The following is a 25,494-nucleotide window of genomic DNA, read 5'->3' on the forward strand; positions in this document are numbered from 1 at the left end:
CCCTCGTGCGCGGCCGGCGATTGCGTTGGTGGGGGCGCTGCTGAGCAGGCGAGATCGTCTGGCTTCATGAGGACGCGCTTTGCAGCGTCCTGTAGGCGAGGGTGTGGCCTCATGCGGCGGAAGTTCGGCGGATGCACGCTCCGTGTGGGCCACGGCGTGACGGGATGCCCCGTCCGTCAGGGGCGGGTGTGTCGCCAACATTCTCGAGTGTGCGGTGTGCGCCTGCCGTGCGCACCAGGCGGTGCGTTTGCGCGAAGGTCGACACGCGCAACTGCGTCAGTTGGCGGCTCCGGACGGAACGTCGCGGAGGCGGGCTGGTCACCCGGGCGCGCGGGGCTGCGCCGATTGCGGTGTGCTCTCCTCTTGTTCTGGAGTGTGGTTGCACCGGAAGTCGGATCTATCCACACGCCCCGGCGGGGGGTCGGAGCGACGGTGCCGAGGCACGGTACGGTAGGGCCGCGCTGATCGAGTGAGACGCCGGCTGTCGGCCTTCGTGGCACTCGCGCACAGTTCGTTTCACGTGAAACCAAGGGGACCAGACGGTGACGGAAGCTCGGTCGACAGACGTCGATGGAGCCGACCCTCTGGATGGTGACCCGCGGCTCGAGCGGTTCTTCGGTAGTGCCTGGCCCAACGTCCTCGGTTTCCACGACCTGCTTCTCCGTGAGGGTGAGCTGCGCGGCCTGGTCGGGCCGAGGGAGGTCTCCAGGCTCTGGGAGCGGCACATCCTCAACTCTGCCGCCGTGGTTCCGTTCCTCCCGACAACAGGCCGCATCATCGATCTCGGCAGCGGAGCCGGACTCCCCGGGGTGGTCGTGGCTGCGATGCTTCCGGACGTCGAGGTCGTGCTGCTCGAGCCCATGGAGCGGCGGACCGACTGGCTGGGCGAGGTCGCCGAGACGCTTCGGCTCGACAACGTCATCGTTCGCCGCGGACGGGCACAGGACGAGCACGGTCAGCTGACGGCGGACGCCGTGACTGTGCGCGCCGTTGCGTCGCTCGACAAGCTCTACCGCTGGGCGTTGCCCCTTCTGCGTGCAGGTGGCTCGCTGGTGGCCCTGAAAGGCGGTCGAGCGGAGGAGGAGATCGAGACGGCCAAGCACGTGGGTCGCAAGCTCGGTGGTGGAGCAGCCTCTGTGATCGAGGCTCCGACGATCGAGGGAGTCGAAGTGACGAGGGTGGTCCGCGTCGTACGGGAGGCTGTTCCTGGTGTTCGGTAGGAAGAAGCGGCGGCACGACGACCCCGCGATCTCGGAGAACGCGCACGTAGAGCACGAGGCGGTCGAGGACGTCGCCCCCCCATACATGTCCGGGGCAGGCGTTACGTCTGCACCGTTTGTCGAGTCGTCCACGGCGCCCGTCGCCGCCGCCCCGGCGCCCCGGGACGGCCAACCCGTGCCCGGACCGTCCGGAGCGCCGTCCGGAACGCTGGCCGGAGCCCCGTCCGGAGCCCCGTCGGGCGCGCCTGGCCCTCGCGTGTTTGAGCCGGGCGTCGAACCGCACGCGCCGGGTGGCGGTCCGGCTTCACGGGTGCCCGATGTACCGACGCCCCACGCCGCTGGTGATGGCGAATCCGCCGTGTCCGCGCCTCCCGGCGTAGCGCCGACGGCCATGGCCATCGGCAATGAGTCGACAGGCGCGAATGGATCGGCCCATGAGGCAGCGGCCGCCGTTTCACGTGAAACCGAAGAGTCCGGGGGATCTCACCCCTCTACGTCCGGAGCTGCGGAGCATCTGGCGGACAAGGCGACCGGTGCCGCCCCCGCCGTTTCACGTGAAACAGCCACACCCGAAAGCCCTGTTCAGATCCCCGGCGACTCGTCGCCACCGTCGACAGACCTGCCCGATGCAGGGGGACACCCAGGCGCTTCGTTGCAGAACGTCATCGCTACTGACGTTTCACGTGGAACGGCGGCGGTGTCGAGTCTGAACGACGACGGCGACGCCGATGTGAGCGACGAGTCAGCGCGTGCGGGGGATGGTGGCGCCGAAGCCGGGGTCTCGCATGACACCATCTCGCCCATGGCACCGCGACACGAGCTCGATCCCGAGGAGAGCCGTCGCGCCGCGCTGGTCGAGAGCCTGCCGACCGTCACTGACGACACCCCGCTGATGGCGGAGCTCAAGCAGGACGCCCGGCGGCGGATCGAGCTTCGCGGCCGGCGTTTCCCGCGTCCGCCGCAGACCCGGGTCATCACGGTGGCGAACCAGAAGGGCGGCGTCGGCAAGACGACGACGACGGTCAACCTCGCCGCGGCACTGGCTCAGGCGGGCCTGAGCGTCCTCGTCCTCGACAACGACCCCCAGGGCAATGCGTCCACCGCCCTCGGCGTCGAGCACCGCGCGGGCACGCCGTCGATCTACGAGGTCCTGGTCGACGGGGCGCCGATGTCCGACGCCGTTCAGGAAAGCCCGGACGTCCCGAACCTCTGGTGCCTGCCGGCGACGATCGACCTGTCGGGCGCGGAGATCGAGCTCGTCTCGATGGTCGCTCGGGAGACCCGCCTCAGGAACGCCCTCGACACCTACCTCGAGTGGCGGACGGCCACCGGACAGTCGCGCATCGACTACGTCTTCGTCGACTGCCCGCCGAGCCTCGGCCTGCTGACAGTGAACGCCTTCGTCGTCGCACGCGAGGTCCTCATCCCCATCCAGTGCGAGTACTACGCACTCGAGGGCCTGAGCCAGCTGCTCAAGACGATCCAGCTCATCCAGGCGCACCTGAATCCTCGGCTCCACGTCTCGACCATCCTCCTGACCATGTACGACGCGCGGACCAACCTCGCGCAGCAGGTGGCGACCGAGGTCAGGACGCACTTCCCCGAGCGCACGCTCAAGACGACCGTGCCCCGCTCCGTCCGCATCTCGGAGGCGCCGAGCTACGGCCAGACGGTGATGTCGTACGACCCCGGGTCGTCGGGCGCGCTGGCCTACCTCGAGGCTGCCCGAGAGGTAGCCGAGCGGGGGGCCGCGGGGATCGACGACGATGCCGCCGGCGCGTCATCCCACACGAACGGGCAGCCGTCCGGCGAGTCCGCCCAGCACGTACACCACGAACACCAGGCGGCCACGGCCGTGCTTCAGGAGGAACAGTGAGCGAGAAGCGACGCGGCCTGGGCCGGGGCCTCGGAGCCCTCATCCCGACCGGGCTGGACGGCCAGCGTCCCACGGGGGCGGAGCGTCCGGTCGACGTGTTTTTCCCCGACCCCAAGCGCGACAACGGCGACGGCGCCGCCGCGCTGGGCAGCAGCGCGACGGCCGTGCTCACCGAGGCACCCCCGGTGGAGACGTCGACGACCTCGGTCGAGGACCTGGCTGACGCGACGTCGCCGACCGAGGCGGCAACCATCGAGGACGTAGAGCCACCGGCGTCGGTCAACGGGGCGGCCGTCGAGCCCTCGGTCGCCGCCGCACCGGCGGAGGAGAGCACAGACGGCCTCGTGCCCGTGCCTGGTGCCCGGTTCGCTGAGCTGCCTGTCGGGGACATCCGTCCCAACCCGAAGCAGCCCCGCACCGTCTTCGACGAGGACGCCCTCGACGAGCTCGTCGGGTCGATCCGAGAGGTCGGCGTCCTTCAGCCGATCGTCGTCCGCGACGCAGGGGACGGGTACGAGCTGATCATGGGAGAGCGCCGCTGGCGCGCCACCCAGGCGGCAGGCCTGGCCACGATCCCCGCCATCATTCGCGACACCGAGGACGGGGACCTGCTGCGCGACGCGCTCCTGGAGAACCTCCACCGGTCGGAGCTCAACCCCCTCGAGGAGGCTGCCGCCTACCAGCAGCTGCTCGACGACTTCGGCTGCACGCACGAGCAGCTGGCCACGCGGATCCAGCGTTCACGACCGCAGATCTCCAACACTCTCCGCCTGCTGAAGCTCCCACCCTTGGTCCAGCGGCGCGTTGCTGCCGGGGTGTTGTCGGCCGGCCACGCCCGGGCGCTGCTCGGGCTGAATGACGGCGCGGCGATCGAGCGGCTGGCTCAGCGCATCGTGGCCGAGGGCCTGTCGGTCCGGGCCGTGGAGGAGATCGTGTCCCTCGGGGGAGACGCTGAACCTGCTGCACGACGGGCCGCTCCGCGCGCGGGCGTGAAGAACGAGGCGCTCGACCACCTGGCCGCCCGCCTCTCCGATCGATTCGACACGCGCGTCAAGGTGAGCCTGGGGAAGTCGCGCGGACGGCTGACCGTCGAGTTCGCCTCGGTGCAGGACCTGAACCGGATCCTCGCGAGCCTGGCGCCGGAAGACCCGGGCCTGCTCAAGGGCTGATCGGGGCGGCGGGGACGTCGCGCGCACGGCACGACGCCGCGCGCACGGAACGACGTCGCGCGCACGGAACGACGCCGCGCGACTGGAGCGACGCCGCGATGACGGCCGACGTCGCACGACCGGGACGGACGCTGCGTGACGCCGCCTGCGGGACTCGTCCGGCGAGCACCTGTCGCGCCAGGGCGCAGTCGGTCCGGCCCTTGAGCGAATACGGCGTTGCGCGGCGGCGAGCGAGGCGGTCTATCCCCAGCCGGAGTCGATCAGTACATCAATCGACCGACATATCGTACAGATCCACCGTTGCCGCAGCTCAGCGACTCAGCGCGGCGTCGACCAGCGCGCGATACAGCTGACCGAGGGGCAGCCCAGCGGCCTCGGCGGCCTGAGGAAGCAGCGAGGTCTCGGTCATGCCAGGGGCCACGTTGACCTCGAGGAACCACACGGTTCCGGCGTCGTCGACGATCAGGTCCGTCCGCGACAGCCCGTCGAGCCCGAGCGCCACATGGGCGGCCACGGCCACCTCGGCGACCCGCTCGTTCAGGGCGGTCGACAACCGCGCCGGAGCGAAGTACTCGGTGCGGCCGGGGTTGTAGCGGGCGTCGAAGTCGTACGGGCCATCCGTCACGATCTCCACGGCGGGGAGCGCGAACGGCCCGTCTCCCGTGTCGACCACGCTCACGGCGACCTCGGTACCGGACACGGCTCGCTCGACCAGCGCGGTGTCGCTGTAGGCGAAGCAGTCGACCATCGCCTGCGGCAGCGCGTCGGCGTCGGTGACCAGCGTGACGCCCAACGCGGAACCGCCGCGCGATGGCTTGACGACGACCGGCAGGCCGAGCCGACGGACGATGGCGTGGAGCACCTGGGCCGCGCCCAGCTCGCGGAACAGTGACTGTGGGAGCGTCACGAAGTCCGGCGTCGCCAGTCCCGCACGCGCGGCGACGGTCTTCGCGATGGGCTTGCTCCACGCGATCCGGCTCTCGCGGGGTCCCGTGCCCAGGAGGCGGAGGCCGAGCATCTGGACGACGTCGCGGACGGAGCCGTCCTCGCCGCTGGTCCCGTGCAGCAGCGGCCACACGACGTCGGGGTCGAGCTGGACGAGCGCGGGGACCAGGTCGGCGTCGACGTCGTGCACCGAGACGTCCACCCCGACGGAGCGCAGTGCGTCGGCCACGCGTCGGCCGGAGCGCAGCGAGACGTCACGCTCGTGGGAGAGGCCCCCGGCGAGGACGACGACGCGGGGCGACGGTGTGGTGGTCACGGCTGGACGACTCCGATGGCGAGACGAACGAACGACGCGGGACGGGACAGTGGGGCGGAGCGAACGGCTGTCGCCACGAAGGGACAGACGATCCGAGGGTGAACCTGCAGGTCAGAAGGCATCGGGCGCAGGCGACTGGACGTCTCGCTGTCCCGTGGATCCCGTCGTGCCGAAGAGCTCGACGAGCTCGCGCTCGCCGGCGACGACGCCGGCAAGGCGCCGGACACCCTCGCGGATGCGCTCAGGCGTCGGGTAGCAGAAGGAGAGCCGCATGTGGTCCGCGCCGGACCCGTCGAAGTAGAAGGCCGTCCCGGGGACGTACGCGACCCGTGCGGTGACGGCTCGCGGCAGCATGTCCTTGGCGTCGAGGCCGTCGGGGAGCTTGACCCATGTGTAGAAGCCGCCGTCGGGCACGTTCCAGGACGCATCGGGGAGGTGTTCGGACAGCGCTGAGACCATGGCGTCGCGCCGCTCCCGGTACTGCTCGCGGTACGACTTGATCTGCCCCTGCCAGTCGCAGGTGGCCAGGTAGGTCGAGATGGCGATCTGCGACGCGTTGGACGGGCAGAGGATCGCGCTCTCGCTGGCCAGGACCAGCTTCTCGCGGACGGCGTGGGGGGCGACCACCCAGCCGACCCGGTAGCCGGGAGCGAACGTCTTGGAGAACGAGCCCAGGTAGAGCACGCCGTCGTCGTCGAGCGACCGCATCGCCGGGCGGGGGTCGCCGGAGAATCCGAGCAGGCCGTACGGGTTGTCCTCGAGCACGAGGACGCCGTAGCGCTGCGCGATCGCGAGGATCTCGGGCCGCCGGGCGACGGAGAGCGAGACGCCTGCCGGGTTGTGGAAGTTGGGCACCGTGTAGAGGAACTTGACCCGGCGACCCTCGCGGGCGAGCGAGGACAGCGTCGACTCCAGGGCGGCCGGGATCAGGCCGTCGGCGTCGATGGGCACGTGCACGACGTCGGCCTGGTACGCCCGGAACACGCCGAGGGCGCCGACGTAGGACGGCGCCTCCGCGACGACGACGTCGCCCGGGTCGATGAAGATGCGGGTGACCAGGTCGAGCGCCTGCTGCGAGCCGGTGGTCACGACGACGTCGTCGGGGTGGGCGTCGATGCCCTCGAGCGCCATGACGTCGAGGATCTGCTCGCGCAGCGTCTCGTCGCCCTGGCCGGACCCGTACTGGAGCGCCTGCAGTCCGCGAGTAGCGACGACGCGCTGGGCGAGATCGCCCAGGATGTCGAGCGGGAGGCCCTCGAGGAACGGCATGCCACCGGCGAGCGAGACGACCTCGGGACGGTTGGCGACGGCGAACAGCGCCCGGATCTCGCTGGAGCGCATGCCGTGCGTGCGCTCGGCGTAGGCGCCGAGCCAGCGGTCAAGGCGCGTACCGGTGCCGGCGGCGGAGGACGTGGGGGGGCCCGACGTCTCGCCGTCGGGAACCGGGTGCTCAGTCATGCACCCGAGTTTCGCACGCGGTCGGCGATGGTCCGTGCACCGTCCCAGCGACACGAGAGCCCCCTGCCGCTGGGCAGGGGGCTCTCGAGGAAGGACTAGACGGAGGCGAGCACGCTCTCGATGTCCTCGGCGATCATCGACTTGGGCCGGGCGCCGATCACGGACTTCACCAGCTCACCGCCCGCGTAGAAGTTGAGCGTCGGGATGGACACGATGCCGTAGTCGCCCGTGACCTGCGGGTTCTCGTCGGAGTTGAGCTTGACGATCTTCACCCGGCCGTCGTACTGCGCGGCGAGCTCCTCCAGCACAGGGGCCACCATGCGGCACGGGCCGCACCACGGCGCCCAGAAGTCGACGATCACGGGGACGGTCGAGTCGAGCACCTCGGCCTGGAACGTGGCGTCGGTGACGGGGGTCGTGGTGCTCATCGGATCTCCTGCACGTAGGACTCGATCGGGGGGACGGGCGCGACGAGGTCGCCGAGCGACGCCAGGAAGTGCTGGGCGTCGAGCGCGGCGGCACAGCCCGAGCCGGCAGCCGTGATGGCCTGGCGGTAGGTGTGGTCGACGAGGTCGCCGCACGCGAAGACGCCGGTGACGTTCGTGGCGGTCGAGCGACCGATGACCTGCACGTAGCCCTCGTCGTCGAGGTCGACCTGGCCGCGCAGCAGCTCCGAGCGCGGGACGTGGCCGATGGCGACGAAGACGCCGGTCGCGGGGTGCTCACGGGTCTCGCCGGTCACGGTGTCGCGCAGGGTCACGCCGGTGACCTTGGCGTCGCCGTGGATGCCGACGACCTCGGTGTTCCACGCGAACTCGATCTTCGGGTCGTTCTCGGCGCGGTCGGCCATGATCTTCGAGGCGCGCAGGTGGTCCCGGCGGTGCACGAGGGTGACGCGCTTGCCGAACCGGGTGAGGAACGTGGCCTCCTCGACGGCCGAGTCGCCGCCGCCGACCACGATGATCTCCTGGTCGCGGAAGAAGAACCCGTCGCACGTGGCGCACCACGAGACGCCGCGGCCCGACATGCGCTTCTCGTCGTCGAGCCCGAGCTCGCGGTAGGCGGAGCCGGTGGCCAGGATGACGGCGCGTGCCTGGTAGGTCTCGCCGCCGAGCGTCTCGATGGTCTTGATCTCGCCGGTGAGGTCCAACGACGAGGCGTCGTCCCACAGCACCTCGGCACCGAACTTCTCGGCCTGCTTCTGCAGACCCTCCATGAGCTCCGGGCCCTGGATGCCGTCGGGGAAGCCCGGGAAGTTCTCGACCTCGGTGGTGTTCATCAGCGCGCCACCGGCGGTGACGGAACCCGCGATGACGAGGGGCGCCAGGCCCGCGCGGGCCGCGTAGATCGCGGCGGTGTAGCCGGCCGGGCCCGAGCCGACGATGACGAGATCGCGGATGGTGGTGGACTGCTCGGTCACGGGGACTTCCTTGCGGCTCGACATGCCAGAGACGTTCCGGCGGGGCTGACGGGATCAACCGATCCTAGGCGGGATCTGTTCCGGAACCCCGCGTCAGGACGCCTCAGGCGAGGGCGATCTCCGTGAGCTCGAGGCGGAATGAGCCGTCGGGCATCGTCGGGAGGTCGGTGATCCACAGGACCAGGCTCTGCGTCTCCGTGGCCGGGTTGAGCGTGAAGACGGAGTCGGGCCCGAACGGTCCGGAGGCCAGCACCGGCCCCGTGGTCGGGTTCGCCGCGTCCGTCGCGCGGATCTCGACGTTGCCGCCCGTGGCGTTGGAGTGCAGCGTCACGGTGCTCACGGTGGTCTTCGTCGTGAGCGTGATCGCGTAGCCGACGGCGTCCTTGAAACCTGCGAAGTCCGCCCGCTTGTAAGTCTGGGTGTACCAGAACGTCGACGGGTCGCCGTCGTAGGCCTTGGCGACGTCTTCCTGGTGCTCCCCGTCCGCGTCGGAGGGGTCGATCGTCGTGGCCGAGGCGATGACCGGTGGACCGCCGGCCGGTGCAGCCGGCTCGGCGGGTGGTGCGGCGGCCGCTTCCGTCGGTGCGGCGGGCGTCGCGGCCGCGGAGGTGCTCTGCGCAGGCTGGGGCGACCCGGTGGGGTTCGTGGACGCGAACAGGGCCTTGAACGCCAGGACCACGCCGATGATCACCGCGATCGCGACGATGATCAGCACCAACGCGGTCGGGTCGAACCGGAGCTTCGTCTGCCGGGGAGCCCGCTCCGCGCCGATGACGTCGCCGAAGTCGAACGCCGAGGTCGGCTGGTCGGGCGGCGGTACCGGAACCGGCGGGACGGGTGAGGGCGCGGCGGKCGGCACCGACGGCGGCGCACCGGCCCCGGTCGTCTGCGCAACGGGCCGGCGGATCACGGTCGGCACGACGGGGGGTTCGGGCGCGGTGGGCGGGAGCGGCACGGTGGCCGAGAGCGCTGCGGCGGCGGCGATCGGCGGCACCGCCAAGCCGATCGCGGGCGTGTCGTCGGTCGGGGCCGCGCCGAGCGAGCCCGCTCGTGCGGGGGTGGCCGGCGGGGGTGTGCCGGGCCGGTTCGCGCCGGGTGGGTCCTGCTGCTGGAACGCGGTCCGCACCGACTGGCGCTGCACGACGACGGGCGCGGTGTCCTGCTGGTCGTCCTCGTCGGGGACGGGCACTCCTCCGCCGGGCGCGGCCGCGCCGGTGGGCGGGAACTGCGCCGCGGCGACCGCACCGCCGACGGCTGCGACGTTGCCGCCGGAGGCGCGGATCTCACCCCAGGGCTCGAGCTCGCGCACGAGCTCGCCGGGGCTGTGCGGACCGTCGTCGTTCGGGCCGAGCGTCACGACGCACAGGGTGTCGAGGTCGTTGGGCACGCCCGGGACGAGGTCCGCGGGGGCGACGGGTGAGCCGTCGACCACCGGCGCCGGCGGGAGGGTCTCGCCGCCCGGCGTCTGGGGTGCGCGGGGGTCGGCCGGCCAGAGCCCGGTCAGGGCGGCGTACAGGAGCCGGACGAGGCCGACGGCGTCGGCGCGGGTCGTGAGGCGGGCATCCCCGCCGGAGTCGCCGAGCAGCGCGGCGTCGAGCGCCAGCCCGCCCAGGAGAACACGCCCGTCGGGGCTGACGTGCAGGACGGACGGTCGCAGTGCCAGGTGGTGGACGCCGCGCCGCCGGGCGACCTCGAGCGCCGAGGCGGCCTCGCCGACGACCGCGCGGGCCTGGTCGGCCGTCAGCGGCGCCTGCGCGACGAGCGCCGCGAGCGACGGGCCCACCAGCTGCTCCGAGACGACGTAGCCGTACCCCTCGTGCGTGCCGACGTCGAGCACGCGGACGAGTCGGGAGTCGGTGACCAGCGCCGCGCGGCGGGCGGCGTCGAGCGCGGGCGCGACGGCGCCGTGCTCGAGGATGCGGACCCGGACGGGGCGGTCGAGGATCTGGTCGGTGGCCTGCCAGGCGCTGGCCCCCTCGAGGTCGGACACCACCGGGGCGAGCACGCGGTAACGGCCCGCGAGCACCGTGCCTCGTCCGACGACCTCGCTCACCAGCACCTCCGTGTCGATCACCGCACGAGCACCCGCCCGACCACCTGCATGCTAGACGTGCCGGATCAGCGGCGTCCTCCGCGGAGGCGACCGGCTCCGGGGATCCGGGCGAGGAGGGGCCCCAGCAGCTGGTCCAGCTCGCGGACGCGGAGCACGCGCAGCCCGCCCAGGTAGACGAGGCCCATCAGGGTGCCGACGGCCACGCACTCGATGATGGAGCTGAGGTGGCCGCCCGGCAGGGTGTGGGAGAGCACCAGCTGGAGGCCCAGGCCGAATGCCGCCGCGACGATCCCGGCGAGCAGGGCGCGCGCGTGGACCTGCACGACGTGGGGGCCGTCGACGGTGATGAGCCGCCGCCGCAGGTGCCACAGAGCCAGTCCGGTGCCGACGAAGTACGACACGCTCATGGCCAGCCCGGCGCCCGCCACCCAGTGCGCCGGCGTGAGGACGGCCCGGCCCAGCAGCGTGCCGACGACGACGACAGCCGCCATGACCACCTGGATCGGCACCATGCCACGGGCATCCTCGTAGGCGTAGTAGACGCGTTGGCACATCGACCACGCACCGAAGGCCGACAGCCCGAGGATCATCGTCAGGACGACGCCCGCGACGGCGTGGGCCGCTGCCGGGGTGGCCGTCCAGAGCACGAGCTGCGTGATGGGCGTGACCAGGACGGCGACGACGGCGGTCGCCGCGATGGTGAAGATGCCGACCACCCGGAGCCCGGACGACAGGGTGGCGCGGACGCCGTCGACGTCGGCGTCGTGCGCCTGGCCGGAGAGCCGCGTGAAGAGCGCCGTGGCCAGCGACACCGTGACCAGCGAGTGGGGCAGCATGAAGATGAGGAACGCGTAGTCGTAGGCCGCGTTGCCGGCGATCGCGCCGGGCGCCGCGCACGCGACGGCACCGGCCGCGGCGCCCGGCGCCTGGGACGCGACGCGCGATACGACGATGTACCCGAGCTGCCCCACGGTCAGGCCGATGAGCGTCCAGGTGGCGACGTTCCCCGCGCGCCCCAGGCCCGAGCCCCGCAGGCCCCAGCGCGGCCGGTAGTGCACCCCGGCGCGACGCAGCGACGGGATCAGCACCACGGCCTGCGCGACAACCCCGAGGGTGGCCGCGCCGGCGAGGAGCGCCACCTGACCGGTGGTCCAGGTGGACGCCATCTCGACGTCGGTGTCCTTGGCGACGCCGAACACCCAGATGAAGACGCCGAAGCCGGCGATGGAGACGACATTGTTGACGACGGGCGCCCACATGTACGGCCCGAACGAGCCGCGCGCGTTGAGCACCTGACCGAGCAGTGCGTACGCCCCGTAGAAGAACAGCTGCGGGATGCACCAGTAGGCGAACGTCGTCGCCAGGCCGGTCTGGGACTGGCTGCACGGGTCGGAGTAGAGCCTGACCAGCAGCGGGGCCGCGACGGTGAGCACCAGCGAGGCGCCGGCCAGCACGACGAACCCGAAGGTGAGCAGCCGGTCCACGTACTCCTGGCCGGCGGACCGCCGGTAGGCGCGGACCACCTGGGGGACCAGGATCGCGTTGAGGACGCCGCCCGCGAGGAGCATGTAGAGGACGTTCGGCAGCTTGTTGGCCACGGCGAACGCGTCGGCCGCCTGGCCCACCGCCCCGATCGCCGCCACCAGCACCATGCCGCGCAGCAGGCCGAGCATCCGCGAGGCGGCGGTGCCGGACGCCATCAGCGCCGCGCCGCGTCGCACCCCTCCGTCGGACGGCGCGCTCATCGGGCGTCCTTCTCGGTCGTGTCGTCGGGGATGCCGCCGAGCACCGGGAGGGACGTCGGTGCGTCCGACTCCGCCTCCCTCTTGGCTCCGCGGCGGGCGCTCTGGCCGCGGCGGACCGTGCGCACGATGCCGAGGACGAGACCGAGCGCGAGCAGGACGCCGACGACGATGGTGCCGATGCTCTCGATGGTGGGCGCGACCTGCGCGGTGAACCGCACGGCGGGCGACACGGGGAGGCCGTCCGTGGCCGTGAGCCGAGCGGTGACGACGACCGAGCAGTTCGCCCGGGCGTGCAGGGGGATCCGGACGTTCGCCTCGCTCTGCGCGTCGACCGCCACCGGGGAGACCTCGCCGACCTCGAGGCACGCCTTGCGGGGCGTGACCTCGAGCAGGACGGTCGCCGGGACGGCGAGGGTGTTGCGCACGATGATCGGCAGCTCACTGTCCGCCGCGACGACGCGGACGTCGCTGACCTGCGCGATGCTCAGGCCGGTGGTGCGCGCGTCGACGTCCGCGACCACCGAGGTGACGAGCGCGTCGCGACCGACCGGTTCGCTGCGCCAGGCGACCGCCAGCGGCGCGAGCACCTCGTCGTCCACGCCGTCCAGCAGGATCGCGGGCTCGCTGGTCACGCTCGCGAAGGCCACCGCCCTGCTGCGGGCATCGGCCAGGGCGCGGACGCTGGACGGCGCCAGCTCGGCGGGGTTGGTGCTGTCCGCCGGGAGCACGGTGCGCGCCGGGGTGTCGGTCGAGTCGAGCAACGTGGACACGGGGGTCAGCCGGACCCACGGGGCGGACTGCAGCGCGGCGAGCTGTGCGGCGACGTTCGCCTGGTCGGGGACCCACCCGCGCCCGGGCGCGACGAGCATCCGTGGCGGCTCGTCCGACTCGCGGCTGATGACGGCGAGCTCCGCGAGGGTCCGCTGCGCGGCGGTCGCGGGCGTCGCGCCGGGCTCGACCTTCTCCGGGTTGGTCAGCAGCTGCGTCAGCGTCGCGTCCGGTCCGAGCGTGGTGACCGTGCCGGCCGACGTGCGCGCCGACGCACGGGTATCCGGCGTCTGAGCGGCGTCGGTGTCGGTCCGCGGAGGCAGCACGAGGAGATCCGCACCCACCTGCGGGGTCACGGCCGCCGTCTCCTGGTCCGGCAGGTCGGTCCCGGGCGACCACAGCAGGCCGGTGGTCGCCGCGAGGCCGGGCACGCCCGCGTGCGCGGTCCGGTCGACGGCCAGCTGCACGAGGTCGTCCTGGTCCGCGTGCGCCGCGGCCGCGAGATCCGGGTCCGACCAGGGCAGCGCGATGACGTCGTGCGCGGCGAGGGTGTCGGTGAGCTCGTCGGCCCAGGTCTGCGTGCGGGGCGTGCCGGCGTCCGCGGAGGCGAGGAGCGCGGGGTCCACGGCCACGCCGATGTCGCTGTCGGTCGCGATCGCGGTCGACAGTGCGTGCAGCCGGCCGCCCGGCGCGGTTGCCTGGTCGAGCTGGGCGGTCGACCTGTCGTCGGCCGTCTGCGGTGCGGGCGACGGGGGTCCGACCGCCGGGACGAGGATCGACACCGGCGTCTGCGGGAGGTCGTCGGTGGTGAGCCAGAGCAGGAACGTGCGCTGCAGGCCGACGCGGTCGGACCCGTCGAGAGCCTCGACGACCAGGCCACGGGGCCCCCACGTGTCCGGACCCTCGAGCAGGCGGATCCCGGCCGCCGGGACGACGAGGTCGACGGTCGCGCTCGCGCCGGGAGCCAGCGGCGCGACGACGGGCGCGGTGGCGACCCGGGACGTGCGGCTCAGACCATCGGTGCCGGCGGAGGACCAGGCCTCCACCTCGGTCCGCGAGGCGATGCGGAAACGGCTGAGCCGCAGTGCGGCGCTCGGCGCGGCGATCTCGGTGTCGCCGTCGTTGTGCAGGACCGCCGTCACGTGCAGGTCGTCGCCCGGCCGCAGCACGCTCGGCGAGACCGCCGTGATCTCCACGGAGACGGGCAGGTCGGGGTCGTCGGTCGCCGCCTGCGCGGGGACTGCGACGCCCGCGAGCGCGCCCGCGACCGCCAGGGCCGCGCAGAGCACCCGGCGTCGCAGCGAGCGGGCGCTCATGCCTCGCCGACGAGCACGAGGAGTGCTGCCTCGGCGAGCCGGCGTTCGTTCGGGTAGGCGAGGATCCCGTGCAGCTCGGCGACGGGGATCCACGCCGCGTCCTCGGCCTCGCCGTCCGGGTCGCCCTCGACGGTCAGCGACCCGCCCGTCGCGCCGAGCAGGAAGTGGTGCACCACCTTGTGCACGCGACGGTCGTCGCCGCTGAACCAGTAGTCGATGACACCGAGCCGCCGCAGGACCTCCCCGGTGATGCCGGTCTCCTCGGCGATCTCCCGGACCGCTGCCTGCTCCGGCGTCTCGTCGCCCTCGAGGTGCCCCTTGGGCAGGCACCACTCCAGACGGCCCGCGCGGTTGCGGCGGGCGATGACGGCGGCGTGGTCGACGCCGTCGCGGCGGCTGACGACGATGCCGCCGGCCGAGGTCTCGTCGACGACGGGCAGCGGGACGGAGGGCACCCGGACGAGCGTGTGACGCGGGTCGATGCGCAGCGGATGACCGCCCGGTGGCGATGGGACGCCCCCGGGGACGGGTGGGTGCGCCGGGCTCGACATATCGACACTGTAACTACTCGGCACGCAGGGTCCCGTCCGCATCGCGGCAGATCCCTCGCTCGCGCTGGGTTGCGTTCYGCTGCGGGCGGGTGCGCTGGCGCGCCCCCACCCTCCGCTTCACTCCACCCAGCACTCGGGCCTTCGCTCGCGCTGGGTTGCGTTCTGCTTCGGGCGGGTGCGCTGGCGCGCCCCCACCCTCCGCTGCACTCCACCCAGCACTCGGGACATGGCAGGCTTGGACGAGTGCCGTCCCTCGATCCGCCCGTCAACCCCGAGACCCCCGACCTGAGCGCCGCTCTCGTGGCGCTGCAGAAGCGTGCGCTGGGCGTGCTCGCGGGTCTGCCGCCCGACGCCCTCGAGCTGGGTGAGCTCTTCCGTGCCTCGGGGCACGAGCTCGCGCTCGTCGGCGGGCCGGTGCGCGACGCGTTCCTCGGGCGGGCGTCGGCGGACCTCGACTTCACGACGTCCGCGTCGCCGGACCAGACGGAGGCGATCCTGGCTCGCTGGGGGGACGCGCACTGGGACATCGGCAAGGAGTTCGGCACCATCGGCGCGCGCCGGTTCGCGGGGCGTCGCTCGTCGCTGGCCGAGGACGTCGTCGTCGAGGTCACCACGTACCGCACCGACGAGTACGACCCCGCGTCGCGCAAGCCGCAGGTCGCGTTCGGCGACTCCCTCGAGGGCGACCTGTCCCGGCGCGACTTCACCGTGAACTCCATGGCCGTCCGGCTCCCGGAGCTGACGTTCGTCGACCCCTTCGACGGCCTCACCGACCTCGCGGCCGGTGTCCTGCGCACCCCGGTGGCCCCGCGGCAGTCGTTCGACGACGACCCGCTGCGGATGATGCGCGCCGCGCGGTTCGCGGGTCAGCTCGGGTTCGCCGTCGACCCGGCCGCGCGTGCGGCGATCGTCGACATGGCCGACCGGATCACGATCGTGTCGGCCGAGCGGGTGCGCGACGAGCTGAGCAAGCTGCTGGTCTCGGCGCAGCCGCGCGAGGGCCTCGAGGTGCTGGTCGACACCGGCCTGGCCGACCACGTGCTGCCCGAGCTACCGGCGCTGCGCCTCGAGATCGACGAGCACCACCGGCACAAGGACGTGTACGAGCACTCGCTCATGGTCCTCGAGCGCGCGATCGCCCTGGAGACCGGCCCGGACGGCGCGGTGCCCGGCCCGGACCTGGTGCTGCGGCTGGCGGCGCTGCTGCACGACATCGGCAAGCCGAAGACCCGGCGGTTCGAGGAGGGCGGCGGGGTCAGTTTCCACCACCACGAGATGGTGGGCGCGAAGCTCGTCGCCAAGCGCCTGAAGGAGCTCCGCTTCGACAAGGCGACCGTGCAGGCCGTCGCGCGGCTGACCGAGCTGCACCTGCGCTTCCACGGCTATGGCGAGGGCGGCTGGACCGACTCGGCCGTGCGCCGGTACGTGACCGACGCCGGTCCGCTGCTGGAGCGGCTGCACCGGCTCACCCGGTCCGACTGCACCACGCGGAACCTGCGCAAGGCGGCCAGGTTGTCCGCCGCGTACGACGACCTCGAGGAGCGGATCGCGCGCCTGCAGGAGCAGGAGGAGCTGGACTCCGTGCGGCCCGACCTCGACGGCACGCAGATCATGGCGGTCCTCGGGCTGGCGCCGGGTCGTGAGGTGGGCGAGGCCTACCGGTACCTGCTCGAGCTGCGGATGGAGCGCGGCCCGCTCGGCCCCGAGGTGGCGCGGGACGAGCTGCTCAGCTGGTGGGCAGCGCGCGCCTGACCACGAGCAGGCACACGTCGTCCTCCTGGTGGGTGTCGACGAACGCCTCGACCAGCCGGTCCTTCACCTCGGTCGCGTCGGCGTCGTCGGGCAGGGCCGACAGCGCCGCGGTGAGTGCGGCCATCCCCTCGCGCAGCCCGCGGTCCCGCCGCTCGACCAGCCCGTCGGTGTACAGGACGAGGGTCGCGCCCGGCGGGACGTCGATCTTGCCCTCGGCGCCGCCGGGACCGGCCAACCCGATGGGCGTCGACAGCCCCTCGTCGAGTGCGACCACCTCCCCGCCGGCGAGCCGCAGCAGCGGCGGCGGGTGGCCGGCGCGCGCGTAGGTGACCTGCGCGCCGTCCACGGTCGACTGCCAGCGCAGGTACGCGCAGGTGGCGATGTCGGCGATGTCGAGACCGCGCACGAGCTGGTCCGCGCGGGCGAGCACCTCGCTCGGCGACGAGCCGTCCCACGCGTAGGACCGCAGCAGCGACCGCAGCTGGCCCATCGCGGCGGCCGCCCGCAGGTCGTGGCCGACGACGTCGCCGACCGCCAGCCCGATCGCACCATCGGGTAGGGAGAGCACGTCGAACCAGTCGCCACCCACCTCGGTGCGCCGGGTGGACGGCACGTAGGCGGTGGCGACGTCGAGGCCCGCGATGTGGGGGATCTCGGGCAGCAGGCTGTGCTGGAGGGTCAGCGCGGCGGTGCGCTCGGCAAGGAACAGCCGGACGTTGTCCAGCGCCAGCCCCGCGCGACGCCCCAGGTGGGCCGCGGTGACGACCGCGTCGGGACGGAACCCGTCGACGGCGACGAGGCAGAGCACCCCGATCACGCGGTCACGAGCGCGCAAGGGCACGATCATGGCGCTGCCCAGGCCCAGTCGGCGGAGGAGGTCCAGCTGGACCGGCGTCGTCCGCCCGGGAAGGTTCGGGAGGTCGACCTGGTACGGCGTCGCGACGAACCCCGGGCTGCTGTTCAGCGCCTCGTTGACCTTGGGCGATCTCATGAGCCAGCCGTAGTCCTCATTGGCCAGGGCGTGCGCGATCTCGCGGTCGTCCGGGTCGCCGACCACGAGGTGGACCCGGGTGAAGCGGCCGCGGTCGTCGGTCACGGCGACGAACCCCCACGTCGCCAGCGCCGGCACGGCGATGTCACCGAGCGCGTCGACGGCGCCGTCGTACTCCAGGTGCTGCGCCATCTCGTCGCTGATCCGCGCCAGCAGGTCCAGCCGCGCCGTCGTCTCGTGGACGAGGTCGAGCTCCAGGTCCCGGACGGTGTCCACCCCGTCGGACACGTCCACCTGGATCCCGACGTGGTGGGTCACCTGCCCGGCCTCGTCGACCACCGGGCTGATCACGACCTGGTTCCAGAACGCCGAGCCGTCGCGCCGGTAGTTGCGGATGACCGTCGCGACGGCGCGGCCTTCGTCCATCGCGGTGCGGATGCGTCCCACCGCGGTCGGGTCGGTGTCCGCACCCTGCAGGAACCGGCAGTTGCGGCCGAGCACCTCGTCGGTGGGGTACCCGGTGAGCCGGGAGAACGCGCCGTTGACCCACACCAGGGGATCGTCGGGCCGGAGCGCGTCGGAGATGGACAGGGCGAGGTCGCTCGAGAGCACCGCGTTCAGCGGGAGGCCGTCCCGGCTGCCGACAAGCTTGTCGTCGCTGCTCACGAGGCCAATCGTGCCTCGGCGACCTTCGCCGCCGGTACCCCCCGGGAGGTGTACCCGTAGAGCGCCGCGAACCCGCCGTACGCGAGCGCGAGGACGAAGAACAGCCCGCGGGAGTAGCCGGTGTCCGGCAGGGTGAGGGCACCGAGCGCGGCTGCGCCGACGAAGGCCGCGTTGTAGAGGACGTCGTACAGCGCGAACGCCCGGCCCCGGAACTCGTCGTCGGTGTCCCGCTGCACGATCGTGTCGACCGAGATCTTCGCGCCCTGCGCTGCCAGCCCCAGGGCGCCTGCGGCGACGAGCACGGCCGTCTTGCCCGCCGACGCGACGAGGAGCAGCTGGCTCACCGCGGCGAGCAGCAGGCAGAGCACGATCCACACGTGCGGGCCGGTGCGCCGGGAGAACACGGGCGTGAGCACCACGGCCAGGACGAACCCGGCCGCCGACGCCCCGAGCACGAGCCCGAACGTGCGCAGACCCTCGCCCGCGTCGGCCGGGTCGGAGAGGAGGTTGCGGGCGATGAGGATGCTGGCGATGAACGTGACGCCGTAGAGGAACCGGTGCGCGGCCATGATCCCGAGGGCCCGCGCCGGTGTCCGCCGCGCGATCAGGTGCTTGGCGCCCGCGACCAGGCCATGGGCGAGCGTGCCGAGCGCGGCGCGCATCTGGCGGGCGTCGGCGCGCTCGTCGGGACCCAGCCGGTCCTTGCCCAGCCGCGTGGCCAGGCCGGCAGCAGCCGCCATGACGGCCGCCGCGACGAAGAGCGCCGCCGCGTCCTTGCCCCGGCCCGCCGGCAGCACGAGGCCCAGGACGAACCCGATCGCGCCACCGAGACCCGCGGCCGCCGCCCCGAGCGTCGGGGTCAGCGAGTTCGCCGTGAGCAGCAGCGGCCCGTCGACCGTCCGCGGGAGGGACGCGCTCAGGGCCGACAGCAGGAACCGGTTGATCGACAGGTTCACCAGCGCCAGCACGTACACGGCGGGGCCGACGCCGTCGGTCACCATGATCACGGCGATGAGCAGCGTGATCGCGACGCGCACCAGGTTGCCGACGAACAGCACCTGCCGGCGCCGCCACCGGTCCAGCAGCACGCCGGCCCACGGTCCGACGATGGTGAACGGCAGCAGCAGCACCGCGAACGCCGTCGCGACGCCGACCGCGGTGCTGGCGTTCTCCGGGGAGAAGAAGAACAGCGTGGCGAGCCCGACCTGGAACATGCCGTCGGCCGTCTGGCTCGTGAGCCGGACGGCGAACAGCTTGCGGAAGTCCTTCAGGGGCCACAGGGCCTTGAGGTCGGCGATCACCTGCACCGTGTCATCCTCGCACCCGCTTGTCGGCGCCCCCGCCGCCCCGCTCGGCACATCGCGCCGACCTTGTCCCGCGAGGTAGGACGAAGTCGACTCGATCTGCCTCACGGCCGGACAGGGCAGGCGGCGCCGCAGGGTCGGGGGTGGCCCGGCCAGCCTCGCGACCGGAGCGCCGCGACCACCTGCGCCGCCGTCACGCACGGCACGGCGACGACGTGCCGCCATCGGTAGCGCAGCGTGAGGTCGCCGCGCGCGACCAGGACGGCGTTGTCCCGCCAGGTGTCGTCGTCCGTCCGCCCGAACGGGTGGGCCAGCTGCCCGTCCAGCTCAACCCGCACGCCCAGCCCGACGTAGACCCGGTCGGCCCGGATCCATCGACCCTCCACCTGCTCGTGCACCTGGGCCCGTGCCGCCGGCAGGCCGTGCCGCCGCTCGACGTCCCGCACGTACCGGTGCTCCAGCGGCGACTCGATGCCGCGACCCGCGTCGCCGAGCAGGTCGAGCAGCAGGGCGCGGTGCCGCACACGGGGCCGGTCGGCGGCGTGCATGAGCACGCGACCCGGCATGACGCCCTGGCGGACCGCGTCGCAGACGAACCCGACGAGGTCGTCCTCGGACTCGAGCTCGTCGGCGACGTCGAGCACCGTCGCGTCCACGCCGACCGTCCGGAGGGCACCGCCGGCGAACGGCATCCGGTTCCGGCGGTGGACGACGAGGCCCGGCTGCGCCGTGACCTTGTGTCCGGCGGGCACGCTCACGACGAGGTCAGCGCCCGTCCGACGGACGAGCCCGTGCACGAATGCGGCCGACCCGTGGGAGAGAGCCGCGCGCGGGCCCGCGTACAACAGCGCTCCGCGGGCCTGCTGCCGCCACGTCACCGCCCCGGAGTGCAGGACGACCACACCCCGGAACGGGCGCTGCCACTCGCCGTCCGCCACTCGACGAGCCACGAGGGACCTTCGCACGCCCCAGGCCTCCATCTGCGCAGTCGTCGCGACGGCGTCCTGCCGTGCGACGACCGCGGCAGCGCGCGGATCGGTCCGGGCGGGCAGCCGCGGACGGGGCGGCGGCGTGGGTCGGTCGGTCATCCGCGCAGCGTGCCGCAGCGCCGCGTTCTCCCGTTCCCTCCCTCCACAGCCGCCCACGACACCGAGTCGACTTCGTCCTGCCAGCTAGGACCAAGTCGACTGGATGTCCGACGGGGGCTCCGTGCGGGGACGACGAAGGCGCGCACCCCGAGGGATGCGCGCCTTCGTCGTCAGCCGGCAGGAAGCGCGCGGTGCTTGTCGCTCGCGCTGAACTTCCGTTCCGCTACGGGCGGGTGCGCTGGAGCGCCCCCACCCTTCGCTGCACTACAGCTCAGCGCTCGTTCTCGCCGCGGATGAACGACTCCAGCTGGGCGCGGCCCAGGGTGTCCTCCATCTGGACCGGCGGGGACTTCATGAAGTACGTCGACGCCGACAGGATCGGGCCGCCGATGCCGCGGTCCTTGGCGATCTTCGCGGCGCGCAGGGCGTCGATGATGATGCCGGCCGAGTTGGGCGAGTCCCAGACCTCGAGCTTGTACTCGAGGTTCAGGGGCACCTCGCCGAAGGCGCGACCCTCGAGGCGGACGTAGGCCCACTTGCGGTCGTCGAGCCACGCCACGTAGTCCGACGGGCCGATGTGGACGTTGCGGTCCTCCTTCTTGCCGCCCAGGGGGCCGGTCAGGTTGGAGGTCACGGCCTGCGTCTTGGAGAGCTTCTTGGACTCCAGGCGCTCGCGCTCGAGCATGTTCTTGAAGTCCATGTTGCCGCCGACGTTCAGCTGGTACGTGCGGTCCAGCACGACGCCGCGGTCCTCGAAGAGCTTCGCGAGAACGCGGTGCGTGATGGTGGCGCCGACCTGCGACTTGATGTCGTCGCCGACGATCGGGACGCCGGCAGCCTCGAACTTCGCGGCCCAGACCGGGTCGGACGCGATGAAGACGGGGAGGGCGTTGACGAACGCGACGCCGGCGTCGATCGCGCACTGCGCGTAGTACTTGGCGGCGATCTCCGACCCGACGGGCAGGTAGCAGATGAGGACGTCGGCCTGGGCCTCGCGCAGGGCGGCGACGATGTCGACCGGCTCGGCGTCGGACTCGGTGATCGTCTCGCGGTAGTACTTGCCGAGACCGTCGTTGGTCACGCCACGCTGCACGGTCACGCCGAGCGGCGGGACGTCGGCGATCTTGATCGTGTTGTTCTCCGAGGCGACGATGGCCTCGGACAGGTCGAAGCCGACCTTCTTCGCGTCCACGTCGAACGCGGCGACGAACTCGATGTCGCGCACGTGGTAGTCACCGAACTGCACGTGCATGAGACCCGGCACGGTGCTGTTGGCGTCTGCGTCGGCGTAGTAGTGCACGCCCTGGACAAGCGACGCGGCGCAGTTGCCGACGCCGACGATGGCGACGCGGATGGAGGTCATCCTCGCTCCTTCTCGGTGGTTCGCGCGGGGACGACGTCGTCGTCCCCAGCGGGTGTGTCAGCAACGGCCGGACGACCGGTGCCTGCAGGACGGGTGCGACGAATGCCGCGCTCGTTGTCGATCAGCCCGTCGAGCCAGCGGACCTCACGCTCGACCTGTTCGAGGCCGTGCCGCTGGAGCTCGAGGGTGTACTCGTCCATGCGCTCGCGGGTGCGGGCGAAGGACTGGCGGACCGTCTCGAGACGCTCGGTCAGGCGCGTGCGCCGACCCTCGAGGATCCGGAGGCGGGTCTCGGCGTCGGTCTGCCCGAAGAAGGCGAACCGGACGTCGAAGTTCTCGTCCTCCCAGGTGGCCGGCCCGGACGACGCGAGCACCTGCTGCAGGTGCTCCTTGCCGTCGGCGGTCAGCTGGTAGACGATGCGGGCGCGCTTGGACGCCACCGTGTGGGGCGCGACGACCGACTCGGTGCCCTGGATCCACCCGCGGTCGACCAGCGACTTCAGGCAGGGGTACAGCGAGCCGTACGAGAGGGCCCGGAACGAGCCGAGCACCAGGTTGAGCCGCTTGCGCAGCTCGTAGCCGTGCATCGGGGACTCGTGCAGCAGCCCGAGGATGGCCGGCTCGAGCACGTCGGAACGACCGCGCACGGGGGCACCTCCTCAGGTTGTTGGTGGAGTCGATGTATCAACTCGATACATCCGGAGAGTATGTCGAGAACGACTAACCGAGCAAGTCCGACCCTCCGGCGGTGACCGGCGTCACCTCTGCGGGCATCCATGCGGCGGGTGTCCGAGGGCGCGGTGCCGATCGTGTGAAGGCTCGCCCCGACAGGCCTATCGGCCCCCTGCGAGGCACAGAACGGTCCCCCATACTGGGCGTCGCGGCTGGAGCCTGCCCGAAACCGGGCGGCCCGCCCCCACACTCATCGAACGGAAGGCAGCGCGTTGGCAGGCACGAATCGGAGGGCTCCCGCCCGGGGCAAGCGCAGTGCGCCCCGCGGGTCGACGAAGCCCTCGTCGCGCAGCAGCGCCCCCAAGCGACGCTTCTTCGACTACCCCCGCACCGGGTTCCACGGTCTGCACCGCTGGTTGCCGTCGTGGCGCGTGGTGCTCGGCACCATCCTCGGCGTCGGCTTCCTCGGCGTCGGTGCCGTCGTCGGCGCCTATGCGTACACGTCGATCCCGACCCCTGCCGACGACACCAGCGCGCAGACGTCGACCATCTACTTCGCGAACACCGCCGACGGCCAGCCGGGTCCGGTCATGGGGACCTTCGCCATGCAGAAGCGCCAGATCGTCGACACCACGGCCATCCCCGCGTACGTCGGGCAGTCGGTGGCCGCGGCCGAGGACAAGACGTTCTACACGAACAACAGCGGCGTCTCGGTCACGGGCATGTCGCGCGCGCTCATCAACAACCTGCGCGGCGGCAAGACCCAGGGTGGCTCCACGCTGACCCAGCAGTACGTCGAGCGGTACTACGTCGACAAGACGACGACGGACTACGTCGGCAAGTTCAAGGAGACGCTGCTGGCGATCAAGATCGCCAAGAGCCAGTCCAAGGCCGAGATCATGGACGGCTACCTCAACACCATCTACTGGGGCCGCGACTCGTACGGCATCCAGGCCGCTGCCCAGGCCTACTTCGGCGTCAACGCGGCCGACCTCACGATCGAGCAGTCGGCCATGCTGGCCGGCATCATCCCGTCGCCCAACAACTGGGACCCGAAGGTGAGCCCGGCCAAGGCCGAGGCGCGCTGGAACATCGTGCTCGACTCCATGGAGGAGCAGGGCTGGGTGGATCCCGCCGCGCGAGCCGCGATGGTGTTCCCGCCGACGATCGACTACGTCCAGAGCGAGACCATGCGCGGGACCAACGGGTACCTGCTGCAGATGGTCATCGACGAGCTGGAGAAGCCGCCGTACGAGATCACGCGCGACGAGCTCAACCGCAAGGGCTACAGCGTCGTCACCACGATCAGCCCCGAGATGCAGCAGATGACCGTCGACCAGGTCAACGGGTTCATGGCCGGGACGCTCGAGGGCCAGAGCGGCAAGCCTGACGACTCGGTCGCCGCACGCGTCCGGCCGTCCATCACGTCAGTCGACCCGAAGAGCGGCGCCATCCTCGCCCTGTACGGCGGCCCGGACTACCTTGCCGACGCCAAGAACCGCGCGACGTACGACCTGATCCAGGCGGGTTCGACGTTCAAGCCCTTCGCCCTGATCACCGCGCTCGAGCAGGGCATCCCGCTCACGACGAAGTTCAACGGGAACTCGCCGCAGGACATCCCGGGCTGGGACCCGTCCTCCGGCAAGAACACCGTGCGCAACTTCGAGCCGGGCAACCCCGGCTCCATGGACCTCGTCAAGGCGACCGCGCAGTCCGTGAACACCGTGTACGCCCAGCTCAACATGCAGGTGGGTGCTGCCAACACGGCGGCGACCGCCGAGAAGGCCGGGGTCGGAGAGGGGTTGACGACGTTCAACTCGAACGTCCTCGGCGTCGACGACGTCCACCCCCTCAACATGGCGAGCGCGTACGCGACGATCGCCTCGGGCGGTACCCGCTACGACCCGTTCATCGTCGCCACGGTCAAGAACCCCGACGGGACGGTCGCGTTCCAGCACAAGGTCGTCGGCACGCCGGCGTTCGCCGCCGACGTCATCGCCGACACGACGTTCGCGATGCAGCAGGTCGTGCAGTCCGGCTCCGGCGAGGACTGGGTCAAGCCGCTCGACCGGCCGATCGCCGGCAAGACGGGGACGTCGACCGAGAACAAGTCGGCGTGGTTCATCGGCTTCACCCCGAACATCGTGACCGAGGTGTCGCTGAGCCAGCAGTCCGAGGACGGCAAGGGCAAGGACTCGATCCTGACCTTCGGCAAGACCAAGGGCGGCAGGACGCTCAAGGAGGTCACGGGTGGCTCGTGGCCGGCGTTCCTCTGGGCGTCGTACATGAAGAACGTCTTCGCGATGCCCGCCTACGCCGACGTCGTCCCGTTCCCGGACCGCGCGAACGTGGGCGGCAAGGTCAAGCCGACAGCCGAGCCGTCGGCGACGCCCACCCCGGAGGAGACGACCGCGCCCACCGAGCAGGCGCCCGCTGCCGTCGCCGTCCCCGGCGGGCTGGAGGGCAAGCTCGAGGCCGACGCGTCCGCCGCCCTCTTCAACGTCGGTCTCAACCCGTCCATCACGTCGGAGCCGTCCGACAAGGTGACGAGCGGTCGGGTGATCCGCATCGATCCCGGAGCGGGCAGCCAGCTGGCCCCCGGTAGCAGCGTCACCCTGGTCATCTCGACCGGCCCGAAGGCGCCCGCGACGCCGGCACCCCCGGCGCCCACAGCGCCGCCCGCGACGCCGACCCCGGCGCCGACCCCCTGATCCACGGCGAGGAGCGGTCCGCCGCTCCTCGCCGGAGCTTCCGGGTACCCGTCCGTCCACAGCCGATTTCGGCGGTGGGCCCCGGCCGGGTAGCCTTGGAGATTGCTGTG

The 25,494-nt window shown here is 72.0% G+C and carries 18 protein-coding genes; 5 read left to right on the plus strand and 13 right to left on the minus strand.

The features are described 5' to 3' along the window. Nucleotides 1-542 precede the first annotated feature (542 nt). From rsmG to ACXJKA_RS09925, 3 genes are all read left to right on the plus strand, one after another. Nucleotides 543-1,220 (plus strand): 16S rRNA (guanine(527)-N(7))-methyltransferase RsmG, encoded by a 678-nt coding sequence (rsmG, locus tag ACXJKA_RS09915; RefSeq protein WP_456825027.1) that lies wholly within the window; start codon nt 543-545, stop codon nt 1,218-1,220. An 802-nt stretch (nt 1,221-2,022) separates the two neighbouring features. After that, nucleotides 2,023-3,096, plus strand: coding sequence for a ParA family protein (locus ACXJKA_RS09920; protein ID WP_456825028.1), 1,074 nt, complete (start codon nt 2,023-2,025; stop codon nt 3,094-3,096). Continuing rightward, the gene (locus tag ACXJKA_RS09925) at nt 3,093-4,265 is read left to right on the plus strand and encodes a ParB/RepB/Spo0J family partition protein (RefSeq protein ID WP_456825029.1); all 1,173 of its coding nucleotides are present in this window, start codon (nt 3,093-3,095) and stop codon (nt 4,263-4,265) included. Before ACXJKA_RS09920 ends, ACXJKA_RS09925 begins: the two co-directional genes overlap by 4 nt. Nucleotides 4,266-4,575: 310 nt before the next feature. Here the strand turns inward: ACXJKA_RS09925 and ACXJKA_RS09930 are convergent, their stop codons facing one another. The 8 genes from ACXJKA_RS09930 to ACXJKA_RS09965 form a co-directional block, all read right to left on the minus strand. Next, a complete protein-coding gene (locus tag ACXJKA_RS09930) occupies nt 4,576-5,526 on the minus strand; it encodes a D-alanine--D-alanine ligase family protein (protein ID WP_456825030.1) in 951 nt (316 codons plus the stop codon). A 111-nt stretch (nt 5,527-5,637) separates the two neighbouring features. Further along, nucleotides 5,638-6,984: an aminotransferase-like domain-containing protein gene (locus ACXJKA_RS09935; RefSeq protein ID WP_456825031.1), complete on the minus strand. Its 1,347-nt coding sequence runs from the start codon at nt 6,982-6,984 to the stop codon at nt 5,638-5,640. A 95-nt stretch (nt 6,985-7,079) separates the two neighbouring features. Continuing rightward, the gene (gene trxA, locus ACXJKA_RS09940) at nt 7,080-7,412 is read right to left on the minus strand and encodes a thioredoxin (protein WP_456825032.1); all 333 of its coding nucleotides are present in this window, start codon (nt 7,410-7,412) and stop codon (nt 7,080-7,082) included. After that, complete coding sequence (gene trxB, locus ACXJKA_RS09945; protein ID WP_456825033.1) at nt 7,409-8,428, minus strand: thioredoxin-disulfide reductase; 1,020 nt, start codon at nt 8,426-8,428, stop codon at nt 7,409-7,411. Before trxB ends, trxA begins: the two co-directional genes overlap by 4 nt. A 79-nt stretch (nt 8,429-8,507) precedes the next feature. Continuing rightward, nucleotides 8,508-10,478: a protein kinase family protein gene (locus tag ACXJKA_RS09950; protein WP_456825034.1), complete on the minus strand. Its 1,971-nt coding sequence runs from the start codon at nt 10,476-10,478 to the stop codon at nt 8,508-8,510. A 44-nt stretch (nt 10,479-10,522) separates the two neighbouring features. After that, on the minus strand, nt 10,523-12,202 hold the full coding sequence (gene murJ / locus ACXJKA_RS09955; protein ID WP_456825035.1) for a murein biosynthesis integral membrane protein MurJ: 1,680 nt from the start codon (nt 12,200-12,202) through the stop codon (nt 10,523-10,525). Then, nucleotides 12,199-14,286 (minus strand): DUF6049 family protein, encoded by a 2,088-nt coding sequence (locus tag ACXJKA_RS09960; RefSeq protein ID WP_456825036.1) that lies wholly within the window; start codon nt 14,284-14,286, stop codon nt 12,199-12,201. Before ACXJKA_RS09960 ends, murJ begins: the two co-directional genes overlap by 4 nt. Further along, entirely contained in the window at nt 14,283-14,837 is a 555-nt protein-coding gene (locus ACXJKA_RS09965; protein WP_456825037.1) for an NUDIX hydrolase, read from the minus strand. The genes ACXJKA_RS09960 and ACXJKA_RS09965 overlap by 4 nt, the downstream gene beginning before the upstream one ends. A 300-nt stretch (nt 14,838-15,137) precedes the next feature. Between ACXJKA_RS09965 and ACXJKA_RS09970 the strand changes: the two genes are divergently transcribed. Then, complete coding sequence (locus tag ACXJKA_RS09970) at nt 15,138-16,589, plus strand: CCA tRNA nucleotidyltransferase (RefSeq protein WP_456825061.1); 1,452 nt, start codon at nt 15,138-15,140, stop codon at nt 16,587-16,589. Here ACXJKA_RS09970 and ACXJKA_RS09975 read toward each other — a convergent pair. The 5 genes from ACXJKA_RS09975 to ACXJKA_RS09995 all read right to left on the minus strand — a co-directional run bounded on the left by ACXJKA_RS09975 (nt 16,564) and on the right by ACXJKA_RS09995 (nt 22,648). After that, complete coding sequence (locus tag ACXJKA_RS09975; RefSeq protein ID WP_456825038.1) at nt 16,564-18,246, minus strand: SpoIIE family protein phosphatase; 1,683 nt, start codon at nt 18,244-18,246, stop codon at nt 16,564-16,566. The two genes, ACXJKA_RS09970 and ACXJKA_RS09975, sit on opposite strands and share 26 nt — an antisense overlap. Next, on the minus strand, nt 18,243-19,553 hold the full coding sequence (locus ACXJKA_RS09980) for an MFS transporter (protein ID WP_456825039.1): 1,311 nt from the start codon (nt 19,551-19,553) through the stop codon (nt 18,243-18,245). The genes ACXJKA_RS09975 and ACXJKA_RS09980 overlap by 4 nt, the downstream gene beginning before the upstream one ends. A gap of 101 nt (nt 19,554-19,654) precedes the next feature. Then, complete coding sequence (locus ACXJKA_RS09985; protein WP_456825040.1) at nt 19,655-20,638, minus strand: type IV toxin-antitoxin system AbiEi family antitoxin domain-containing protein; 984 nt, start codon at nt 20,636-20,638, stop codon at nt 19,655-19,657. A gap of 271 nt (nt 20,639-20,909) precedes the next feature. Continuing rightward, nucleotides 20,910-22,001, minus strand: coding sequence for an inositol-3-phosphate synthase (locus ACXJKA_RS09990; protein ID WP_456825041.1), 1,092 nt, complete (start codon nt 21,999-22,001; stop codon nt 20,910-20,912). Continuing rightward, nucleotides 21,998-22,648 (minus strand): PadR family transcriptional regulator, encoded by a 651-nt coding sequence (locus ACXJKA_RS09995; RefSeq protein WP_456825042.1) that lies wholly within the window; start codon nt 22,646-22,648, stop codon nt 21,998-22,000. The genes ACXJKA_RS09990 and ACXJKA_RS09995 overlap by 4 nt, the downstream gene beginning before the upstream one ends. A 297-nt stretch (nt 22,649-22,945) precedes the next feature. Here ACXJKA_RS09995 and ACXJKA_RS10000 point away from each other — a divergent pair, with 297 nt between their 5' ends. Continuing rightward, entirely contained in the window at nt 22,946-25,384 is a 2,439-nt protein-coding gene (locus tag ACXJKA_RS10000) for a transglycosylase domain-containing protein (RefSeq protein WP_456825043.1), read from the plus strand. Nucleotides 25,385-25,494 lie beyond the last annotated feature (110 nt).

The organism is Cellulomonas sp. P5_E12 (assembly GCF_054049315.1).